The following is a 14,129-nucleotide window of genomic DNA, read 5'->3' as shown; positions in this document are numbered from 1 at the left end:
CGATATTTTCCACCGCCCGCTGCCCTGCCTGTAGAGGCATCCCCATCTCCAGGAAAAGAACATCCTTTGCTCCGATTTTTATCTCCTCTGCGTTCCGGCATGGATTCCATGCCGGAACGCTGAAGAATCAGAATCCGATCAGAACAATCGAGAGAGCTGTGACCCCACAGCCAACTCCTCACATGCGAACCCGCCAAAAAGAGGAGGCAGCAGAGCGAATTTGCGGCGATTTCTACGCGGTGGCCGGCTTGAACGTCAGCGCCAATCCGTTGAGGCAGTGGCGCTTGCCGGTCGGCGGGGGACCGTCGTCGAATATGTGTCCAAGATGGCCGCCGCAGCGGCGGCAATGAACTTCGGTCCGCGTCATGAACAGCAAATTGTCTTCCTTGGTGCCGATTGCGCCCGGCAGCGAATCCCAGAAACTCGGCCAGCCGGTTCCGGATTCGTATTTCGTCTCCGAAGGATAGAGGGGAAGATCGCAGCCGGCGCAGTGGAAAATACCCTTGCGCTTCTCGTTGTTGAGGGGGCTCGTGCCGGCAGGCTCGGTGTCCTCCTCGCGCAGCACCGCGTACTGCGCCTCGCTCAGCAGCGCGCGCCATTCCTCCTCGGTCTTTGTCACCTCGAAGGATTCCGCCCTGGCGTCGGTCGGCTTGCCCATGCGCCACAGCGCCGTCGTTCCGGCCAGGAATGCGACGGCCGCGCCGGAAAACAGGAAGCTGCGTCTATTCATGGCTTTCTCCTCTGGGCTCAGGTCTTAGCCGCCTGGGCACTCACGGCCAAATCAACTCCCATTGATGCCCGTGAAAAAGGCGCCCCATGCAAGCCGACGGAGCGGCTGGCTGGGGCGCTCAAAATCGCGCAGGTACAGATCTGCACGATCCGGTCGCCGACGGCTTGGAGGGATGCGCGGCGGCCGCGAAGGATGCTACGCCTTCGGCGTAATGACCTTGTCGATGACATGGATGACGCCGTTCGACTGGTCGACATCGGCGATCGTCACGGTCGCAACCGTGCCGTTCTCGTCGGTCAGCGTGATCTTTTCGCCGTCCATCTTGGCCTGCAATGTGCAACCGCCAACGGTCTTGACCGGGTGCGTGCCGCCGTCGTCGGCGATCATCTTGCCGATGGCGTCCGACATGGCCTCGGCGCCGACGACATGGCAGGTCAGGATTTTCGTCAGCTGATCCTTGTTCTCGGGCTTCAGCAGCGTCTCGACGGTGCCCGCCGGCAGCGCCTCGAAGGCCGCGTTGGTCGGCGCAAAGACGGTGAACGGGCCGGCGCCCTGCAGCGTCTCGACGAGACCGGCCGCCTTCACGGCTGCGACCAGCGTGGTGTGGTCCTTGGAATTGACGGCGTTCTCGATGATGTTCTTTTCCGCGGGCATGGCGGCGCCGCCGACCATCGGGTTTTCGGCCTAGGCGGCGGTGGCGAGCACGGAAAGAGCGGCGGCGATGAGGTACTTGCGCATGTGAAGGAACTCCCTGGTTTGATTTTCCCGCAAATCGGGGACGCAGGGAGATACGGGCGCTGAATGCCGAAGTTTCGCACGGCCAAAAAAAATTCGTCAGATGTTCTTCAGATCGCCCGCCGCCACGACCGGACCGGTCGGCTGACCGGTGGGCGAGCCGCCTGCCGGCTCGAGACTGACGGCAAGAACCGCGCCCGAGCCGAGCTTCTCGCGGGCTTCCGGCGCAATCTCGATATGCGCGGTGGGGCCGGCCGGGATCACGCCCATCGAAACCGGCGGGTTGTTTCCCTCGATCATCCACAGTTCGAAATCGCGGCCCGAAGCGCGTTCGCCCGAAACGTGCGAAAGCCCGACCGCGCCGCGTTCGGGATCGTAGAGGGCAAGATAGCGCACATCGCTTCCCTCCGCCGCCAGCGACGCGACCAGCCGCCGCGGCGGCGTCTGCGCCGGCGGCGACAGGTAGGGAACGGCGATGTAAAGCGCGAGGGCGGCGAGCGAGGCAACAGCCAGCCCGCGCCAGAAAGCCAGGCTCGACCACCAGGAGGACATTGCCGTCGGGTTTTCGCCGGCAAACAGGCGCCGGTCGAGCGCCGCTTTCACCGAAGTCGGCGCCTCCACTTCCGGGTACGCCCCGGCCATCGGCGAAAGCCGGACCTCCCACTCATCAACCAGCCGCGCGAAATCCGGCTCGGCGTCGATGCGCCGGGCCGCCGCCCGACGCTCGTCCGCCGGCAGCACGCCGAGAACGTATTCGGCGGCGACCATGTCGTCGCTTCCGGGTTCCGGTCCGCTTTCGTCGGCGATGCTCATCGCTCCAGACATTCCCTAAGCTTTATCAGGCTGCGGCGCAGCCATGTTCGCATCGTGTTGAGCGGCACGCCATGGCGCTCCGCCAGTTCGGCATAGCTTTCCCCGGACAGATAGGCGCCGCGCACGGCCGCCGCACGGTCCGGCTCCAGTTCATCGAGGCAACGTTGAATGCGTTCGCTTTCCCCACCCGCCACCGCCATCGCCTCGGGCCCGGGCGTCGGGTCCACTATGTCCAGCGCGGCGTCCACGCCGACGGCCGGCGGCCGTCGCGCGCGGATGCGGTCGATCGAATGATTGCGCGCGATCGCCACCAGCCACGAAATCGGGCTGAGTTCCGAAACCGCGAAGCGGTCGGCCTTCGTCCATATCTTGACGAACACCTCCTGCAGCGCCTCCTCGGCCTCGGCGCGATCATTCAAGACACGCAGGCAGACCCCGAAAAGTTTCGCGCTGGTCTGCCGGTAAAGCAGGTCGAAAGCCGCACGTTCCCCCATCGAGGTGCGGACAATCAGTTTCGTAATGTCCTGCGGCGTCATCGGCGCCAAATTACGGCTTTGCCGTTGATTTGCAACGGTGCCGGGCCAGATCGGCCACGCTTATCATTTGCCCGTCATGATCTTTGCCGCTAAGTAACCGCCGATTCCAGTTCCGGGGAAAGCCTGATGACACCGACGGACATTGCCGCAACCGCCGCCGAGCAAGCGCACCTGCTTTCCGCCGCCCTGCCCTACATGCAGCGCTACGAGAACAAGACCGTGGTGGTGAAATATGGCGGCCACGCCATGGGCGACGCGGCGCTCGGCCAGGCCTTCGCGCGCGACATCGCCCTTCTGAAGCAGTCCGGCGTCAACCCGATCGTCGTGCATGGCGGCGGTCCGCAGATCGGCGCGATGCTCAGCAAGATGGGCATCGAATCGAAATTCGAGGGCGGCCTGCGCGTCACCGACCGCAAGACGGTCGAGATCGTCGAAATGGTGCTGGCCGGCTCGATCAACAAGGAGATCGTCGCGCTGATCAACGCCGAGGGCGAGTGGGCGATCGGGCTCTGCGGCAAGGATGGCAACATGGTCTTCGCCGAAAAGGCCAGGAAGACCGTCACCGATCCGGACTCGAACATAGAGCGCGTGCTCGACCTCGGCTTCGTCGGAGAACCGGTCGAGGTCGACCGCACGCTGCTCGACCTGCTGGCGCGTTCCGAAATGATCCCGGTGCTGGCGCCGGTGGCCCCCGGCCGCGACGGCCACACCTACAACATCAACGCCGACACATTCGCCGGCGCCATCGCCGGCGCGCTGGGCGCGTCTCGCCTGCTTTTCCTGACCGACGTCCCCGGCGTCCTCGACAAGGACAAGAACCTCATCGACGAGCTTACCGTGGCGGAAGCCCGCGCACTTATCAGGAACGGCACGATTTCCGGCGGCATGATCCCGAAGGTGGAGACCTGCATCGAGGCTATCGAGCGCGGGGTTGAGGGCGTCGTCATCCTCAACGGCAAGACGCCGCACGCGGTCCTGCTCGAACTCTTCACCCAACACGGCGCCGGCACGCTCATCGTGCCGTAGGTGCGGCGCGCACTTAGCAGGTCATAAGAATTCCGCCGCAATGCGTCAGGCGGCATCCGTAAGCGGCTTTACCTCTTCGGCGATCAAGGAGCCGATTTCCCGTTCCGCGACGGCGAGTTCGAACGCTGTTTGCAGATTGAGCCAAAAGCGCGCGCTATTGCCGAAGTAGCGGGCAAGCCGCAAAGCCGTGTCCGGCGAAATGCCGCGTTTCTCGTTCAGTATGTCGGTAATTCTGCCGGACGGCAGCCTAAGTGCCAACGCCAGTCGATTGGCCGACAACTCCCGCGCGATCAATTCGCGCTTGAGTATACGACCTGGATGAACCGGGACCATCGTGCGCTCCTATCAATGATAATCGACGATCTCCACGTCCCAGGCATCGCCGTCCCTGAATTTGAAACATAGCCGCCACGGACCGTTTATCGTCATCGCCCATTGCCCCTTGCGATTTCCTGTCAGCTTGTGAAGCCCTACCGATTTCAATGGGCTGAGATCCTTCAACGAGGACGCGGCATCAAGAGCAGCCAAGAGATCGCTCGCGGAACCCTCATCCAATCCCGAAAACCTGCCCTTTCCCTCTTCGGCAAATTTCCGGGTAGCGCTGTTCGCCCAGGATTTGATCACGCGCCGATTGTACTACGTATGTCGTAGTACATCAAGCCGGAGTAAATGAATCTGAAGCGTCGATCTGCTCATGAAAGGCGACATTCGCCTACCTCCATTGTGGATAGAATCCACCCTCATTTCGAGGCGGTCAAGAAAAGATCCGTTCCTGATCAATGGGATAGTAGCCGGCGAGAACAATTTTCGCGCGCTCGTTTATCCACACCCCCTGCCGCGCCCGCACAATAGGCCCGTTCCTCCCGCGGGACCGCCGGTCATGACGGTGATTTGCGGGGGAGGAACCGGCGCCTCCGATCGGTCGCTAACGTGGCGATTGGTCCGGGGGGTTCCGCCGAAAACCTGGCTCCAAGGGGGTAATACGGCCCCTGTGTGTCGAGAGGAGGCACGGAGGCGGGAAGTGGCCGCGAAGACGACCGGCGCCAATGCCGGCGGCCTCCACCATTTCCCGAGCAAACGGAGCGGGCGGAACCAAAAATGCCGGATGGGCGGCCGCAAGGTCGCATATAATTTAACTTTGATGCGCGATCGGACGGCCGCCCATCATCCCACCTCGCAAGGGGTGACTTCTCGAACAACAGCCAGGGCGGCAACGCAGCGTGGCAAAGAGGAAGCGCGTCTCCTGAGTTTACCGAGGCGAGGCGAGGCTCCCTCGCACCTCGGATGAGGATTGCGTGGCGTCGGGCTAAACCTTCGAGATTGACGGCCGGCACCCAACCTCCCTCATCCTGAGATGCGAGCGCAGCGCGCCTCGAAGGCGCACTGGTAGGGATGGAGAAATGCGCCAATCGCCGAAGCCGCTCCTCCCCGGCTGGGGAGAGGTGGCAAGTAAAACGAGCCGGTGAGGGGGTGATTAGGTGAAGGATCAATCCATGTATGCGCACCGCAGCTCATCGCCTCTTCGAAAGAGGCCCCCACTAATATCCCGCCTCGCGGTCGACGACGTTTTGCAGCGGCTCGCCGCGCTCATAGGCGTCCATCTGCGCGAGCATGGGAGCTGTCAGATGCGCGGGATCGGAAGTCGCCGCCGCATGCGGCGTGACGAAGACGCGCGGATGCGACCAGAGCGGGCTGGTCCTGGGCAGCGGCTCGACCTCGAAGACGTCGAGGCTCGCCTCCTTCAGCGTGCCGTCTTCGATCGCGCGAAGTATGTCGGCGTCGCGCTGCAATCTGCCGCGCCCGGCATTGATCAGCACGGCGCCGCCAAGCCCGTTGCGCCGTCTCAATTCCCGAAGCAACCAATAATTGACGATGCCTTGCGTTGCCGGCGTCAGCGGCAAAAGCACCACGAGAATGTCGGTCGCATTGAGGAACGGGATCAGCCCGCCATCGCCGGAGAAGGTGGTGACACCGGCCATCGGCCGGTCGGTCCGGCCCCAGCCATTGACCCGGAAGCCGAGCGCCAGCAGCGCGGCGGCCGCGGCTCGGCCGAGCTGCCCCAGACCCATGATGCCGACCGAAATGTCGTTAGCCGGCCGCTGCGGCGGCTCGTGCCAGACCTTTTTCCGCTGCTGGGCGCGATAGAGCATGCCTTGCCGATGATGGTCGAGAACCCGCCATACGACATACTCGGTCATATATTGGGTGAGATTCTCCGCGACGACGCGCACGATGGGCACGTCCGGCACGCCCGGATCGGTGAAGATGTGATCGACGCCGGCGCCGATCGAGAAGATCGCCCGCAGATTGGGCAGGCGGGCAAGCACGTTCGGGCGCTGCTTCCACACCACCGCGTAGGTGATGGACGGGTCGGTCGGACCGTCAGGTTCCAGCACCACCTCGCGGTCGACGGACAACAATTCCATCCAGCGCCGCGGATTGAAGCCGGTGACCGAAAGCAGGATGCGGCCCTTCTGCATGTCTCGTTTCTTCCTGGAACGCTATTCGCTGACGACGCCGGTCGGCGCGGTCTCGATCTTGAAGGCCGCCGAAATCAGCGCCCTCGTATAGTCGGACTGCGGGGCCTCGAAAATCTGCTTTGCCGAGCCGGATTCGACGATCTTGCCGTTGCGCATCACGATCACCTCGTTGGCCAGCGCCCGGATGACCTTCAGGTCGTGGCTGATGAACAGGTAGGCGAGATCGTGCTTGGCTTGCAAGTTGCGCAGGAGGTCGACCACCTGCGCCTGCACGCTCATGTCGAGCGCCGAGGTCGGCTCGTCGAGCATGACGAAGCGCGGGTTGAGCACCATCGCCCGCGCGATCGCGATGCGCTGGCGCTGCCCGCCCGAAAACTCATGCGGGTAGCGGAAGCGCGTCTCAGGATCGAGCCCGACCTCCTTCAACACGTCGACCACTCGCCTGTCGCGATCCTCGGCCGACAATTTCGGCTCGTGGATCTTGAGGCCCTCCTCGATGATTTCGGCGATCGACATGCGCGGGCTGAGCGAGCCAAACGGATCCTGGAACACGATCTGCAATTCGCGCCGCAGCGGGCGCATTTCGTTGAACGAAAGCCGGTCGATGTCGCGGCCATTGAAATGGATCTTGCCTTCGGACGAGATCATGCGGGCGAGGGCGAGGCCGAGCGTCGTCTTGCCCGAGCCGGATTCGCCCACCACGCCCAGCGTCTGGCCGGCGCGTACCGTGACATCAATGCCATCCACCGCCTTCACATGGTCGACGGTTCTGCGGAAAAAACCCTGCTTGATAGGAAACCACACCTTGACGCCGTCGCCCAACATCACCGTCTTCGCGCTCGTATCGGCAGCCGGGGGTTGGCCCTTCGGCTCGGCGGCGAGCAGGTGGCGGGTATAGTCGTGTTGCGGCTTGTCGAAAATCTCTCTGGTCGGCCCCGTTTCGACGATCTTGCCGTTGGTCATCACGCAAACCCGATCGGTGATCTTGCGGACGATGCCGAGGTCGTGGGTGATGAACAGCATGGACATGCCCTTGCGGGCCTTCAGTCCGGCGAGCAATTCGAGTATCTGCGCCTGCACGGTCACATCGAGCGCCGTGGTAGGCTCGTCGGCGATCAAGAGTTCCGGCTCGTTCGCCAGCGCCATGGCGATCATCACGCGCTGCCGCTGGCCGCCCGACAATTGGTGCGGATAGGCATCGAGCCGCTTCTGCGGCTCGCGGATCCCGACTTCATTGAGAAGCTCCAGCGTGCGGGCGCGCGCCTGCCGGTCGCCCAGGCCCTGGTGCAGCGACAGCACCTCGACGATCTGCTGCTCGATCGTGTGCAGCGGATTGAGCGAAGTCATCGGCTCCTGGAAGATCATGGTGATCTTGTTGCCGCGCACCTTGCGCAACTCGTTCTCGCCCTTGGCCAGAAGATCGTTGCCCTGGAACAGTATCTGGCCGGACGGGTGGCTTGCCGGCGGGTAAGGCAGGAGCTTGAGCACCGAAAGCGCCGTGACAGACTTGCCCGACCCGGATTCGCCGACCAGCGCCACCGTCTCGCCCTTGGCGATATCGAAGGAGATATGGTCGACGGCCGCGGTCGTTCTGCCGCCCTGGCTGAAGGCGACGGAAAGATCGCGGACGGAGAGAAGGGGGGAAGTCAACTGGGCGCCCCTCATTTGAACGTCTTGCGTGGATCGAACGCGTCGCGCGTGGCCTCGCCGACGAAGATCAGCAGCGACAGCATCAGCGACATCACGACAAAACCCGAGATCCCGAGCCAAGGCGCGTTGAGATTGCGCTGGGCCTGCTTCAGCAGTTCGCCGAGCGAGGCGGAACCGGGCGGCAGGCCGAAGCCGAGGAAGTCGAGCGAGGTCAGCGTGGTGATCGATCCATTCAAGATGAAGGGCAGGAACGTCAACGTCGCCACCATCGCGTTGGGCAGAAGATGGCGGAACATGATGGTCCCGTTGGAGACGCCCAGCGCACGCGCCGCGTTCACATATTCGAAATTGCGCGCACGCAGGAATTCGGCGCGCACGATGCCGACGAAGCTCACCCAGGAAAACAGGAGCATGATGCCGAGCAGGATAAAGAAGCCGGGCGGCAGGATGGCCGCAATGATGAGGAGCAGGTAGAGCACCGGGATCGACGACCATATCTCGATGACGCGCTGGAATATGAGATCGGTCATTCCGCCGAAATAGCCCTGGACCGCGCCGGCCGAAACGCCGATGACCGCCGATCCCAAGGTGAGGATGAGGCCGAACAGCACCGAAACGCGGAAGCCGTAGATGACGCGGGCCAGAACGTCGCGCGCCTGATCGTCGGTGCCGAGCCAATTCCAGTTGCCTATCGTGCAGTTCGGGTCGTCGACGCCCAGCGGATAGCGCTGGCAGCGCTCTTCCTTGGTGAACATCCATGACGGCCGGGACGGAGCGGCTTCCGGGATTTCATTGTTCACCGTGCGATACGAATAGCGGACCGGCGGCCAGATCAGCCAGCCATTGGCTTCGATCTCGTCCGATATCACCGGGTCGCGATAATCGGTGACGGCATAGAAGCCGCCAAATTTCTCCTCCGGATAATCGACCAACGCCGGAACCAGCAACTCGCCCTTGTAGAAGGCAAGGATCGGCCGGTCGTTGGCGACGAACTCGGCAAACATCGACAGGATGAACAGCACGAGAAATATCCCGAGCGACCAGTAGCCGCGGCGGTTTGCCTTGAAATTCTGCCAGCGCCGCTGGTTGAGCGGCGACAGCCATGGCCGGGCGGCGCGCACAGCGGTTCCTTCGACCGTCGACATCAGACGTCCCTCCGCTCAAAATCGATGCGCGGGTCGATCCAGGTGTAGATCAGGTCCGAGATCAGGCCGACGAACAGACCGATCAGCGAGAAGATATAGAGATTGGCGAAGACGACCGGATAGTCGCGCGCCACGACGGAGCGAAAGCCGAGCAGCCCAAGCCCGTCCAGGGAGAAGATGTTCTCGATCAGCAGCGACCCGGTGAAGAAGGCCGCGATGAAAGCGCCGGGAAAGCCGGCGATGACGATTAGCATAGCGTTGCGGAAGACATGGCCGTAGAGAACGCGCCCCTCGGACAGCCCCTTGGCCCGCGCCGTGACGACATACTGCTTGCGGATCTCGTCCAGGAACGAGTTCTTGGTGAGCAGCGTCGTGGTTGCGAAGGCGGACAGCACCAGCGCCGTCAGCGGCAGCGCCAGATGCCAGAAATAGTCGAGGATTTTTCCGCCGAGCGACAACTGGTCGAAATTGTCCGATGTCAGGCCACGCAGCGGGAACCAGTCGAAGAACGATCCGCCGGCGAACAGCACCATGAGCAGGATCGCGAACAGGAAGCCCGGGATTGCATAGCCGACGATAACGATTCCGCTCGTCCAGACATCGAAGGCCGACCCGTCCTTGACGGCCTTGCGGATGCCGAGCGGGATGGAGATGAAATAGGAGAGGAGGGTGGTCCACAGCCCGATCGAGATCGACACCGGCATCTTCTCGAGGATCAGGTCGATGACCGAAATATCGCGGAAGAAACTCTCGCCGAAATCGAAGCGGGCATAGTCCCACAGCATCTTGAAGAAGCGTTCGAGCGGCGGCCTGTCGAAGCCGAATTGCTGTTCCAGCTTGGCGATGAATTCGGGATTAAGCCCCTGCGCGCCGCGGTATCTCGATGAGGCCCCGCCACCCGCGTCGAGATTGCTCGCGCCCATGTCGCCGCCGCCGCCCGAAAGGCGGTCCTCGCCGCCCTGCCCGGTCAGTTGCGCAATCACCTGCTCGACCGGACCGCCCGGTGCGAACTGTATGACAACGAACGAGATCGCCATGATGCCGAACAGCGTCGGGATCATCAAAAGCACGCGTCGGAGGATATAGGCGCCCATCAGGCCGTGCCCGCCGAAGAGTGCGAAGAATGGCAACGCATCAGCAAAGCCGCGTCACGTCGTTCATCACCCTTTGCCAATAGCCGCCGCCTTGTCCTTGTCGAACCACCACATGGCTTCGACCGGGAAGCCGTAATCTGGTTTCGGCTCCTTGAAGCCGAACATGTCCCAGAAAGCCGCCCGGTGATTCGCCGAATACCAATTTGGAATCCAGTCGAGCCGCGCGCGCAAGACCCGGTCGAGCGCGCGGACCGCCGTAACCAGGCTTTCGCGATCTGCGGCGCGGCCGATCGCATCGATCAATGAGTCGATGGCAGGGTCGGCCGTACCCGGAAAATTTCTCGAACCCGGCAGATCGGCCGAGCGAGAATGGAACAGCGATTCCATATCGTCGCGGGTCGGCGTGGCGGTGAAGGAAAGCGCCATCATGACGAGATCGAAATCGAAATCGGCCTGCCGCGCCTGGTACTGCGCCGAATCGACCATACGGATGGTGGCGTCGAAGCCGATCGCCCTCATGTTCTCCATCCACGACGTCAAAACGCGGGCAAGCGAGTCTTCCTCGACCAGGAATTCCACAGCCAGACTTTCCCCCTTGCCATTGGTGACCAGCGGTCCGTCGCGCTTCCAACCCGCCTCGGCCAGCAGCTTGGATGCCGCGCTCAGAAGCTTGCGGTCGCGGCCGGATCCGTCGGACACCGGCTGGATGACCGCCTCGCCGAATGCTTCCGGCGGAATCTTGTCGCGCAGGGGCTCCAGCAACTCCAGTTCCGCCGGCGACGGCATGCCCTCGGCCTTGTAGTCGGACTTCTCGAAGGAGGACTGCGACCGCTCATAGGCATCGTAGAACAAATTTCGCTTCGTCCATTCGAAGTCGAAGCAAAGCGCGATCGCCTGGCGCACGCGCCGGTCGCGGAAACGCTCGCGCCGCTGGTTGACCGCGATTGCCTGCATCGATGGCCGCTTCTCGGCAGGAAACTCGCGCTTGATGACCTTACCCGCGGCGACAGCCGGAAAACTATATTCCGTGGCCCAGACGCGCGCGGTGTGTTCCTGCCGGTAGAAGATGTCGCCCTTCTTGAAGGCTTCGAATGCGGCCTGCCGCGCGCCGTAGAATTCGATCCGGATTCGATCGAAGTTGTACAGCCCACGATTGACCGGCAGATCTTGGCCCCAATAATCAGCGACGCGCTCATATTCGATGGCCTGTCCGGCGACGACACGCCCGACCTTGTACGGCCCGGAGCCGAGCGGCGGCTTCAGACCGCGTCCGTCGAACGGATTGGCTTCGAAATAGGTTTTCGAGAGGATCGGAAAGCTGACCACGTTGAGCACCGTGCGCTCCGATTGCTTGCCCGAAAAGACAAGGCGGAAGGTGCGCGCATCGACTGCCACTACGTCGGTCATTTCGCTCAGCGGCAGCATCAGATTCGGGTGGCCATGCTCCTTGAAGAGCTTGAAGGTGAAGGCGCAGTCCTCGGCGGTCAGCGGCGTTCCGTCATGGAACTTCGCTTCGGGGCGCAAAGCGAACTCGAATGTGTTGCGGTCGTCCGAGAGTGTGACTGTCTCGGCAAGCAGCCCGTAGACGGCGTCGGGTTCGTCGAGCGGGCCTGTTAGGATACCGGTCATCAGCGAGTCGAAACATATTTCCATACGCGGAGGGGCATCGCCCCTGGGCACGAAGCTGTTCAGCGTGTTGAAGGTCAGCGTGCTCTGGTTGAAGAACCAGCTGGGCGGCGAGAAATTGAATGTGCCGCCCTTCGGCGCATCCGGATTGACGTAGTCGAAATGCGTGAAATCCGCCGCGTATTTCAGGTCGCCGAAGGCCGAAAGGCCATGCAGCTTCGTGCCGGTCGGCGTCGCCGCGAAGGCAAACGAAGGCAGCAGCGGCGCCGCCGCCGCGGATGCGGCCCCGGCAAGGAAGCTCCGTCGCGGAATCGGCCGCATCAATTGATGCTCTCGTATTTGGCCGCGAGCGCTGCTTCCTTTTCAGGGTCGACCCACCAGGACTCGATGTCGGCGCCGATATATTCCGATTGTTTTTCCGGTATCCCGAACTTGTTCCAGTAGGCCACCCACTGAACCGGGCGATGATATTGCGGGACGACGTAATAGTTCCACAAAAGCACGCGATCGAGCGCGTGGGTGGCGGCGACGAGATCCTCGCGATTGGTTGCGAAGATGACGCGGTCAACCAGCGCGTCGACAATGGGGTCCTTGATGCCCATGACGTTGCGCGATCCCGGCGAGTCTGCTGCCTTCGAGCCCCAGAAATCACGCTGCTCGTTGCCCGGAGATGCCGATTGGTTGAGGGCAGTCGTATCCACATCGAAGTCGAAATTGTTGACGCGGTTTACGTATTGCGACGGGTCGACGATGCGCAGCGAAGCGTCGATGCCGATTTTGCGGAGGTTCTCGATATAGGAGTTCGCAATGACCTCATCCGTCGGGCCGCTGCCGAGGAACTCGATCTTGAACTGCTCGCCCTTGTCGTTGACCATCTTGCCGCCGCTGATCCTCCAGCCGGCCTCAGCGAAAAGGGCGATGGCCTCCCGCAGGTATTTCCGCTCGGCCTGTGGCGTGTCGTAGACCGGAACCTTGAACTCCTCGGTGAAAAGTTCCGGCGGCAGCTTGTCCTTGTGGGGCGTGAGAATCTCGAGTTCCTTACCGGTGGGAAGACCGCTCGAGGCGAGTTCGGTTCCCACGAAATAGCTGCTGGTGCGGGTATTCTGCCCGAAGAACAGCGTGCGGTTCTGGTACTCGAAATCGTAGGCGAGCGTCAGCGCCTTGCGCACACGCCGATCCTGAAACTGCGGCCGCCGCAGATTGAGCGCGAATGCCTGCATGAAAACGCCGGCGGTGCTCTTGAACTCCTTCTTGATCACGTCGCCGTCCTTGGCTGCGGGGAAGGTATATTGCGTCATCCAACGCCGCGAGCTGTTTTCAACTTGAATGTCCTCATAGCCGCCCTTGGTGAATGCCTGCCAGGCTGCGTTGTCATCTTGGAAGTAGAGAAATGTCTGGCGATCGAAATTTTCGCGTCCGACCTTCACGGGCACATCTGCCGCCCAATAATCGGGCACACGCGCCCAGACTATCTGCGATCCCGGCTTGAAGCTCTCTATGCGATAGGCGCCCGAGCCGAGCGGGGCTTCCAGCGTCGGCCTTGTGATGTCCCGCTTCTTGCCTGAGGCATCGGTGCCTTCCCACCAATGCTTCGGCAAAACGACGAGATCGCCCATGATGTGCGGCAGTTCGCGATTTCCCTTCTGGTCGAAACGGAACTCGACTTCGCGATCGGAAATCGCCACCGCTTCCGTCACGTTGGCGTAATAATGGCTGTATTGCGGGCTGTGCTCCTTGAGCACGTTGAAGGACCAAATGACGTCTTCCACGGTGATCGGCTTGCCGTCGTGCCATTTCGCCTTCGGGTTGAGGCGATAGGTGGCCGAGGAGAAATCGTCAGGAAACTTGAAGGCCTCGGCCACTAGCGCATGGCTGGCGCTCGGCTCGTCGACCGACTGCTCCATCAGCGTGTCGTACAGGATGCCGCCGCCGAATGCGGCGAAGCCTGCCGCAGGGCTGCCTTGGACGATATAGGGATTGAAGCTGTCGAAGGTGCCGACGACTGTCAAGTTGAGCGTGCCGCCCTTGGGCGCGTCCGGATTCACATAGTCGTAACGTTTGAAATCCTGGCCGTATTTGGATCTCGCCGGTCAGCGAGTCGGAGGTGCGCCATTCGTCCGCCGATGCCGAAAAGAGGCTGGATGCGAATATCGCGGCAGCCAATCCGGCCTTGCCAAGAAAACCGATTCCGCAAACGTTCATCACTCATTCTCCATCAGACCTTCGAGAGCCTATCTAGGCCAACGCCGGCTCACGAAAACGGTCCGGCACCAGCATTCGGCGGCATATTCGGA

12 protein-coding genes and 1 pseudogene are annotated in these 14,129 nt (G+C 62.3%); 1 reads left to right on the top strand and 12 read right to left on the bottom strand.

Features of this window, described 5'->3' with window-relative positions; all coding sequences use genetic code 11:
• Positions 1–232: 232 nt before the first annotated feature.
• From msrB to ACG873_RS28590, 4 genes are all read right to left on the bottom strand, one after another.
• Complete coding sequence (gene msrB, locus ACG873_RS28605) at positions 233–730, bottom strand: peptide-methionine (R)-S-oxide reductase MsrB (protein WP_394889182.1); 498 nt, start codon at positions 728–730, stop codon at positions 233–235.
• A gap of 195 nt (positions 731–925) precedes the next feature.
• Positions 926–1,402, bottom strand: coding sequence for a fasciclin domain-containing protein (locus tag ACG873_RS28600; RefSeq protein WP_394889180.1), 477 nt, complete (start codon positions 1,400–1,402; stop codon positions 926–928).
• Positions 1,403–1,564: 162 nt separating this feature from the next.
• The gene (locus tag ACG873_RS28595) at positions 1,565–2,278 is read right to left on the bottom strand and encodes an anti-sigma factor (RefSeq protein ID WP_394889179.1); all 714 of its coding nucleotides are present in this window, start codon (positions 2,276–2,278) and stop codon (positions 1,565–1,567) included.
• A complete protein-coding gene (locus ACG873_RS28590) occupies positions 2,275–2,814 on the bottom strand; it encodes a sigma-70 family RNA polymerase sigma factor (protein ID WP_394889178.1) in 540 nt (179 codons plus the stop codon). The genes ACG873_RS28595 and ACG873_RS28590 overlap by 4 nt, the downstream gene beginning before the upstream one ends.
• A 126-nt stretch (positions 2,815–2,940) precedes the next feature.
• Here ACG873_RS28590 and argB point away from each other — a divergent pair, with 126 nt between their 5' ends.
• Positions 2,941–3,840: an acetylglutamate kinase gene (gene argB / locus ACG873_RS28585; RefSeq protein WP_394889176.1), complete on the top strand. Its 900-nt coding sequence runs from the start codon at positions 2,941–2,943 to the stop codon at positions 3,838–3,840.
• Between the two features lie 45 nt (positions 3,841–3,885).
• Here the strand turns inward: argB and ACG873_RS28580 are convergent, their stop codons facing one another.
• The 8 genes and pseudogenes from ACG873_RS28580 to ACG873_RS28545 form a co-directional block, all read right to left on the bottom strand.
• Positions 3,886–4,173, bottom strand: coding sequence for a HigA family addiction module antitoxin (locus ACG873_RS28580; protein WP_394889175.1), 288 nt, complete (start codon positions 4,171–4,173; stop codon positions 3,886–3,888).
• A 12-nt stretch (positions 4,174–4,185) separates the two neighbouring features.
• Positions 4,186–4,464, bottom strand: coding sequence for a type II toxin-antitoxin system RelE/ParE family toxin (locus ACG873_RS28575; protein ID WP_394889174.1), 279 nt, complete (start codon positions 4,462–4,464; stop codon positions 4,186–4,188).
• 914 nt (positions 4,465–5,378) lie between these two features.
• The gene (locus ACG873_RS28570; protein WP_394889173.1) at positions 5,379–6,320 is read right to left on the bottom strand and encodes a 2-hydroxyacid dehydrogenase; all 942 of its coding nucleotides are present in this window, start codon (positions 6,318–6,320) and stop codon (positions 5,379–5,381) included.
• Positions 6,321–6,341: 21 nt separating this feature from the next.
• The gene (locus ACG873_RS28565) at positions 6,342–7,985 is read right to left on the bottom strand and encodes an ABC transporter ATP-binding protein (RefSeq protein WP_394889172.1); all 1,644 of its coding nucleotides are present in this window, start codon (positions 7,983–7,985) and stop codon (positions 6,342–6,344) included.
• Positions 7,982–9,115, bottom strand: a complete 1,134-nt coding sequence (locus ACG873_RS28560) for an ABC transporter permease (RefSeq protein ID WP_394889171.1) — start codon at positions 9,113–9,115, stop codon at positions 7,982–7,984. The genes ACG873_RS28565 and ACG873_RS28560 overlap by 4 nt, the downstream gene beginning before the upstream one ends.
• The gene (locus ACG873_RS28555) at positions 9,115–10,209 is read right to left on the bottom strand and encodes a microcin C ABC transporter permease YejB (protein WP_394889169.1); all 1,095 of its coding nucleotides are present in this window, start codon (positions 10,207–10,209) and stop codon (positions 9,115–9,117) included. Before ACG873_RS28555 ends, ACG873_RS28560 begins: the two co-directional genes overlap by 1 nt.
• 66 nt (positions 10,210–10,275) lie before the next feature.
• Positions 10,276–12,156 (bottom strand): extracellular solute-binding protein, encoded by a 1,881-nt coding sequence (locus ACG873_RS28550; RefSeq protein WP_394889168.1) that lies wholly within the window; start codon positions 12,154–12,156, stop codon positions 10,276–10,278.
• Positions 12,156–14,037: pseudogene (locus ACG873_RS28545) on the bottom strand (extracellular solute-binding protein). Before ACG873_RS28545 ends, ACG873_RS28550 begins: the two are co-directional and overlap by 1 nt.
• Between the last annotated feature and the right edge of the window lie 92 nt (positions 14,038–14,129).

It is taken from the genome of Allomesorhizobium aridi (assembly GCF_043769475.1).
GTDB lineage: Bacteria > Pseudomonadota > Alphaproteobacteria > Rhizobiales > Rhizobiaceae > Allomesorhizobium.
The sequence above is the reverse complement of the archived record's forward strand: the minus strand, read 5'-3'. Positions and strand labels throughout refer to the sequence as shown.

Bases quoted from the DNA above. Each gene is read 5' to 3' on its own strand.
- msrB (WP_394889182.1), bottom strand. From the start codon at position 730: ATGAATAGACGCAGCTTCCTGTTTTCCGGCGCGGCCGTCGCATTCCTG.
- ACG873_RS28600 (WP_394889180.1), bottom strand. From the start codon at position 1,402: ATGGTCGGCGGCGCCGCCATGCCCGCGGAAAAGAACATCATCGAGAAC.
- ACG873_RS28595 (WP_394889179.1), bottom strand. From the start codon at position 2,278: ATGAGCATCGCCGACGAAAGCGGACCGGAACCCGGAAGCGACGACATG.
- ACG873_RS28590 (WP_394889178.1), bottom strand. From the start codon at position 2,814: ATGACGCCGCAGGACATTACGAAACTGATTGTCCGCACCTCGATGGGG.
- argB (WP_394889176.1), top strand. From the start codon at position 2,941: ATGACACCGACGGACATTGCCGCAACCGCCGCCGAGCAAGCGCACCTG.
- ACG873_RS28580 (WP_394889175.1), bottom strand. From the start codon at position 4,173: ATGGTCCCGGTTCATCCAGGTCGTATACTCAAGCGCGAATTGATCGCG.
- ACG873_RS28570 (WP_394889173.1), bottom strand. From the start codon at position 6,320: ATGCAGAAGGGCCGCATCCTGCTTTCGGTCACCGGCTTCAATCCGCGG.
- ACG873_RS28565 (WP_394889172.1), bottom strand. From the start codon at position 7,985: ATGAGGGGCGCCCAGTTGACTTCCCCCCTTCTCTCCGTCCGCGATCTT.
- ACG873_RS28560 (WP_394889171.1), bottom strand. From the start codon at position 9,115: ATGTCGACGGTCGAAGGAACCGCTGTGCGCGCCGCCCGGCCATGGCTG.
- ACG873_RS28555 (WP_394889169.1), bottom strand. From the start codon at position 10,209: ATGGGCGCCTATATCCTCCGACGCGTGCTTTTGATGATCCCGACGCTG.
- ACG873_RS28550 (WP_394889168.1), bottom strand. From the start codon at position 12,156: ATGCGGCCGATTCCGCGACGGAGCTTCCTTGCCGGGGCCGCATCCGCG.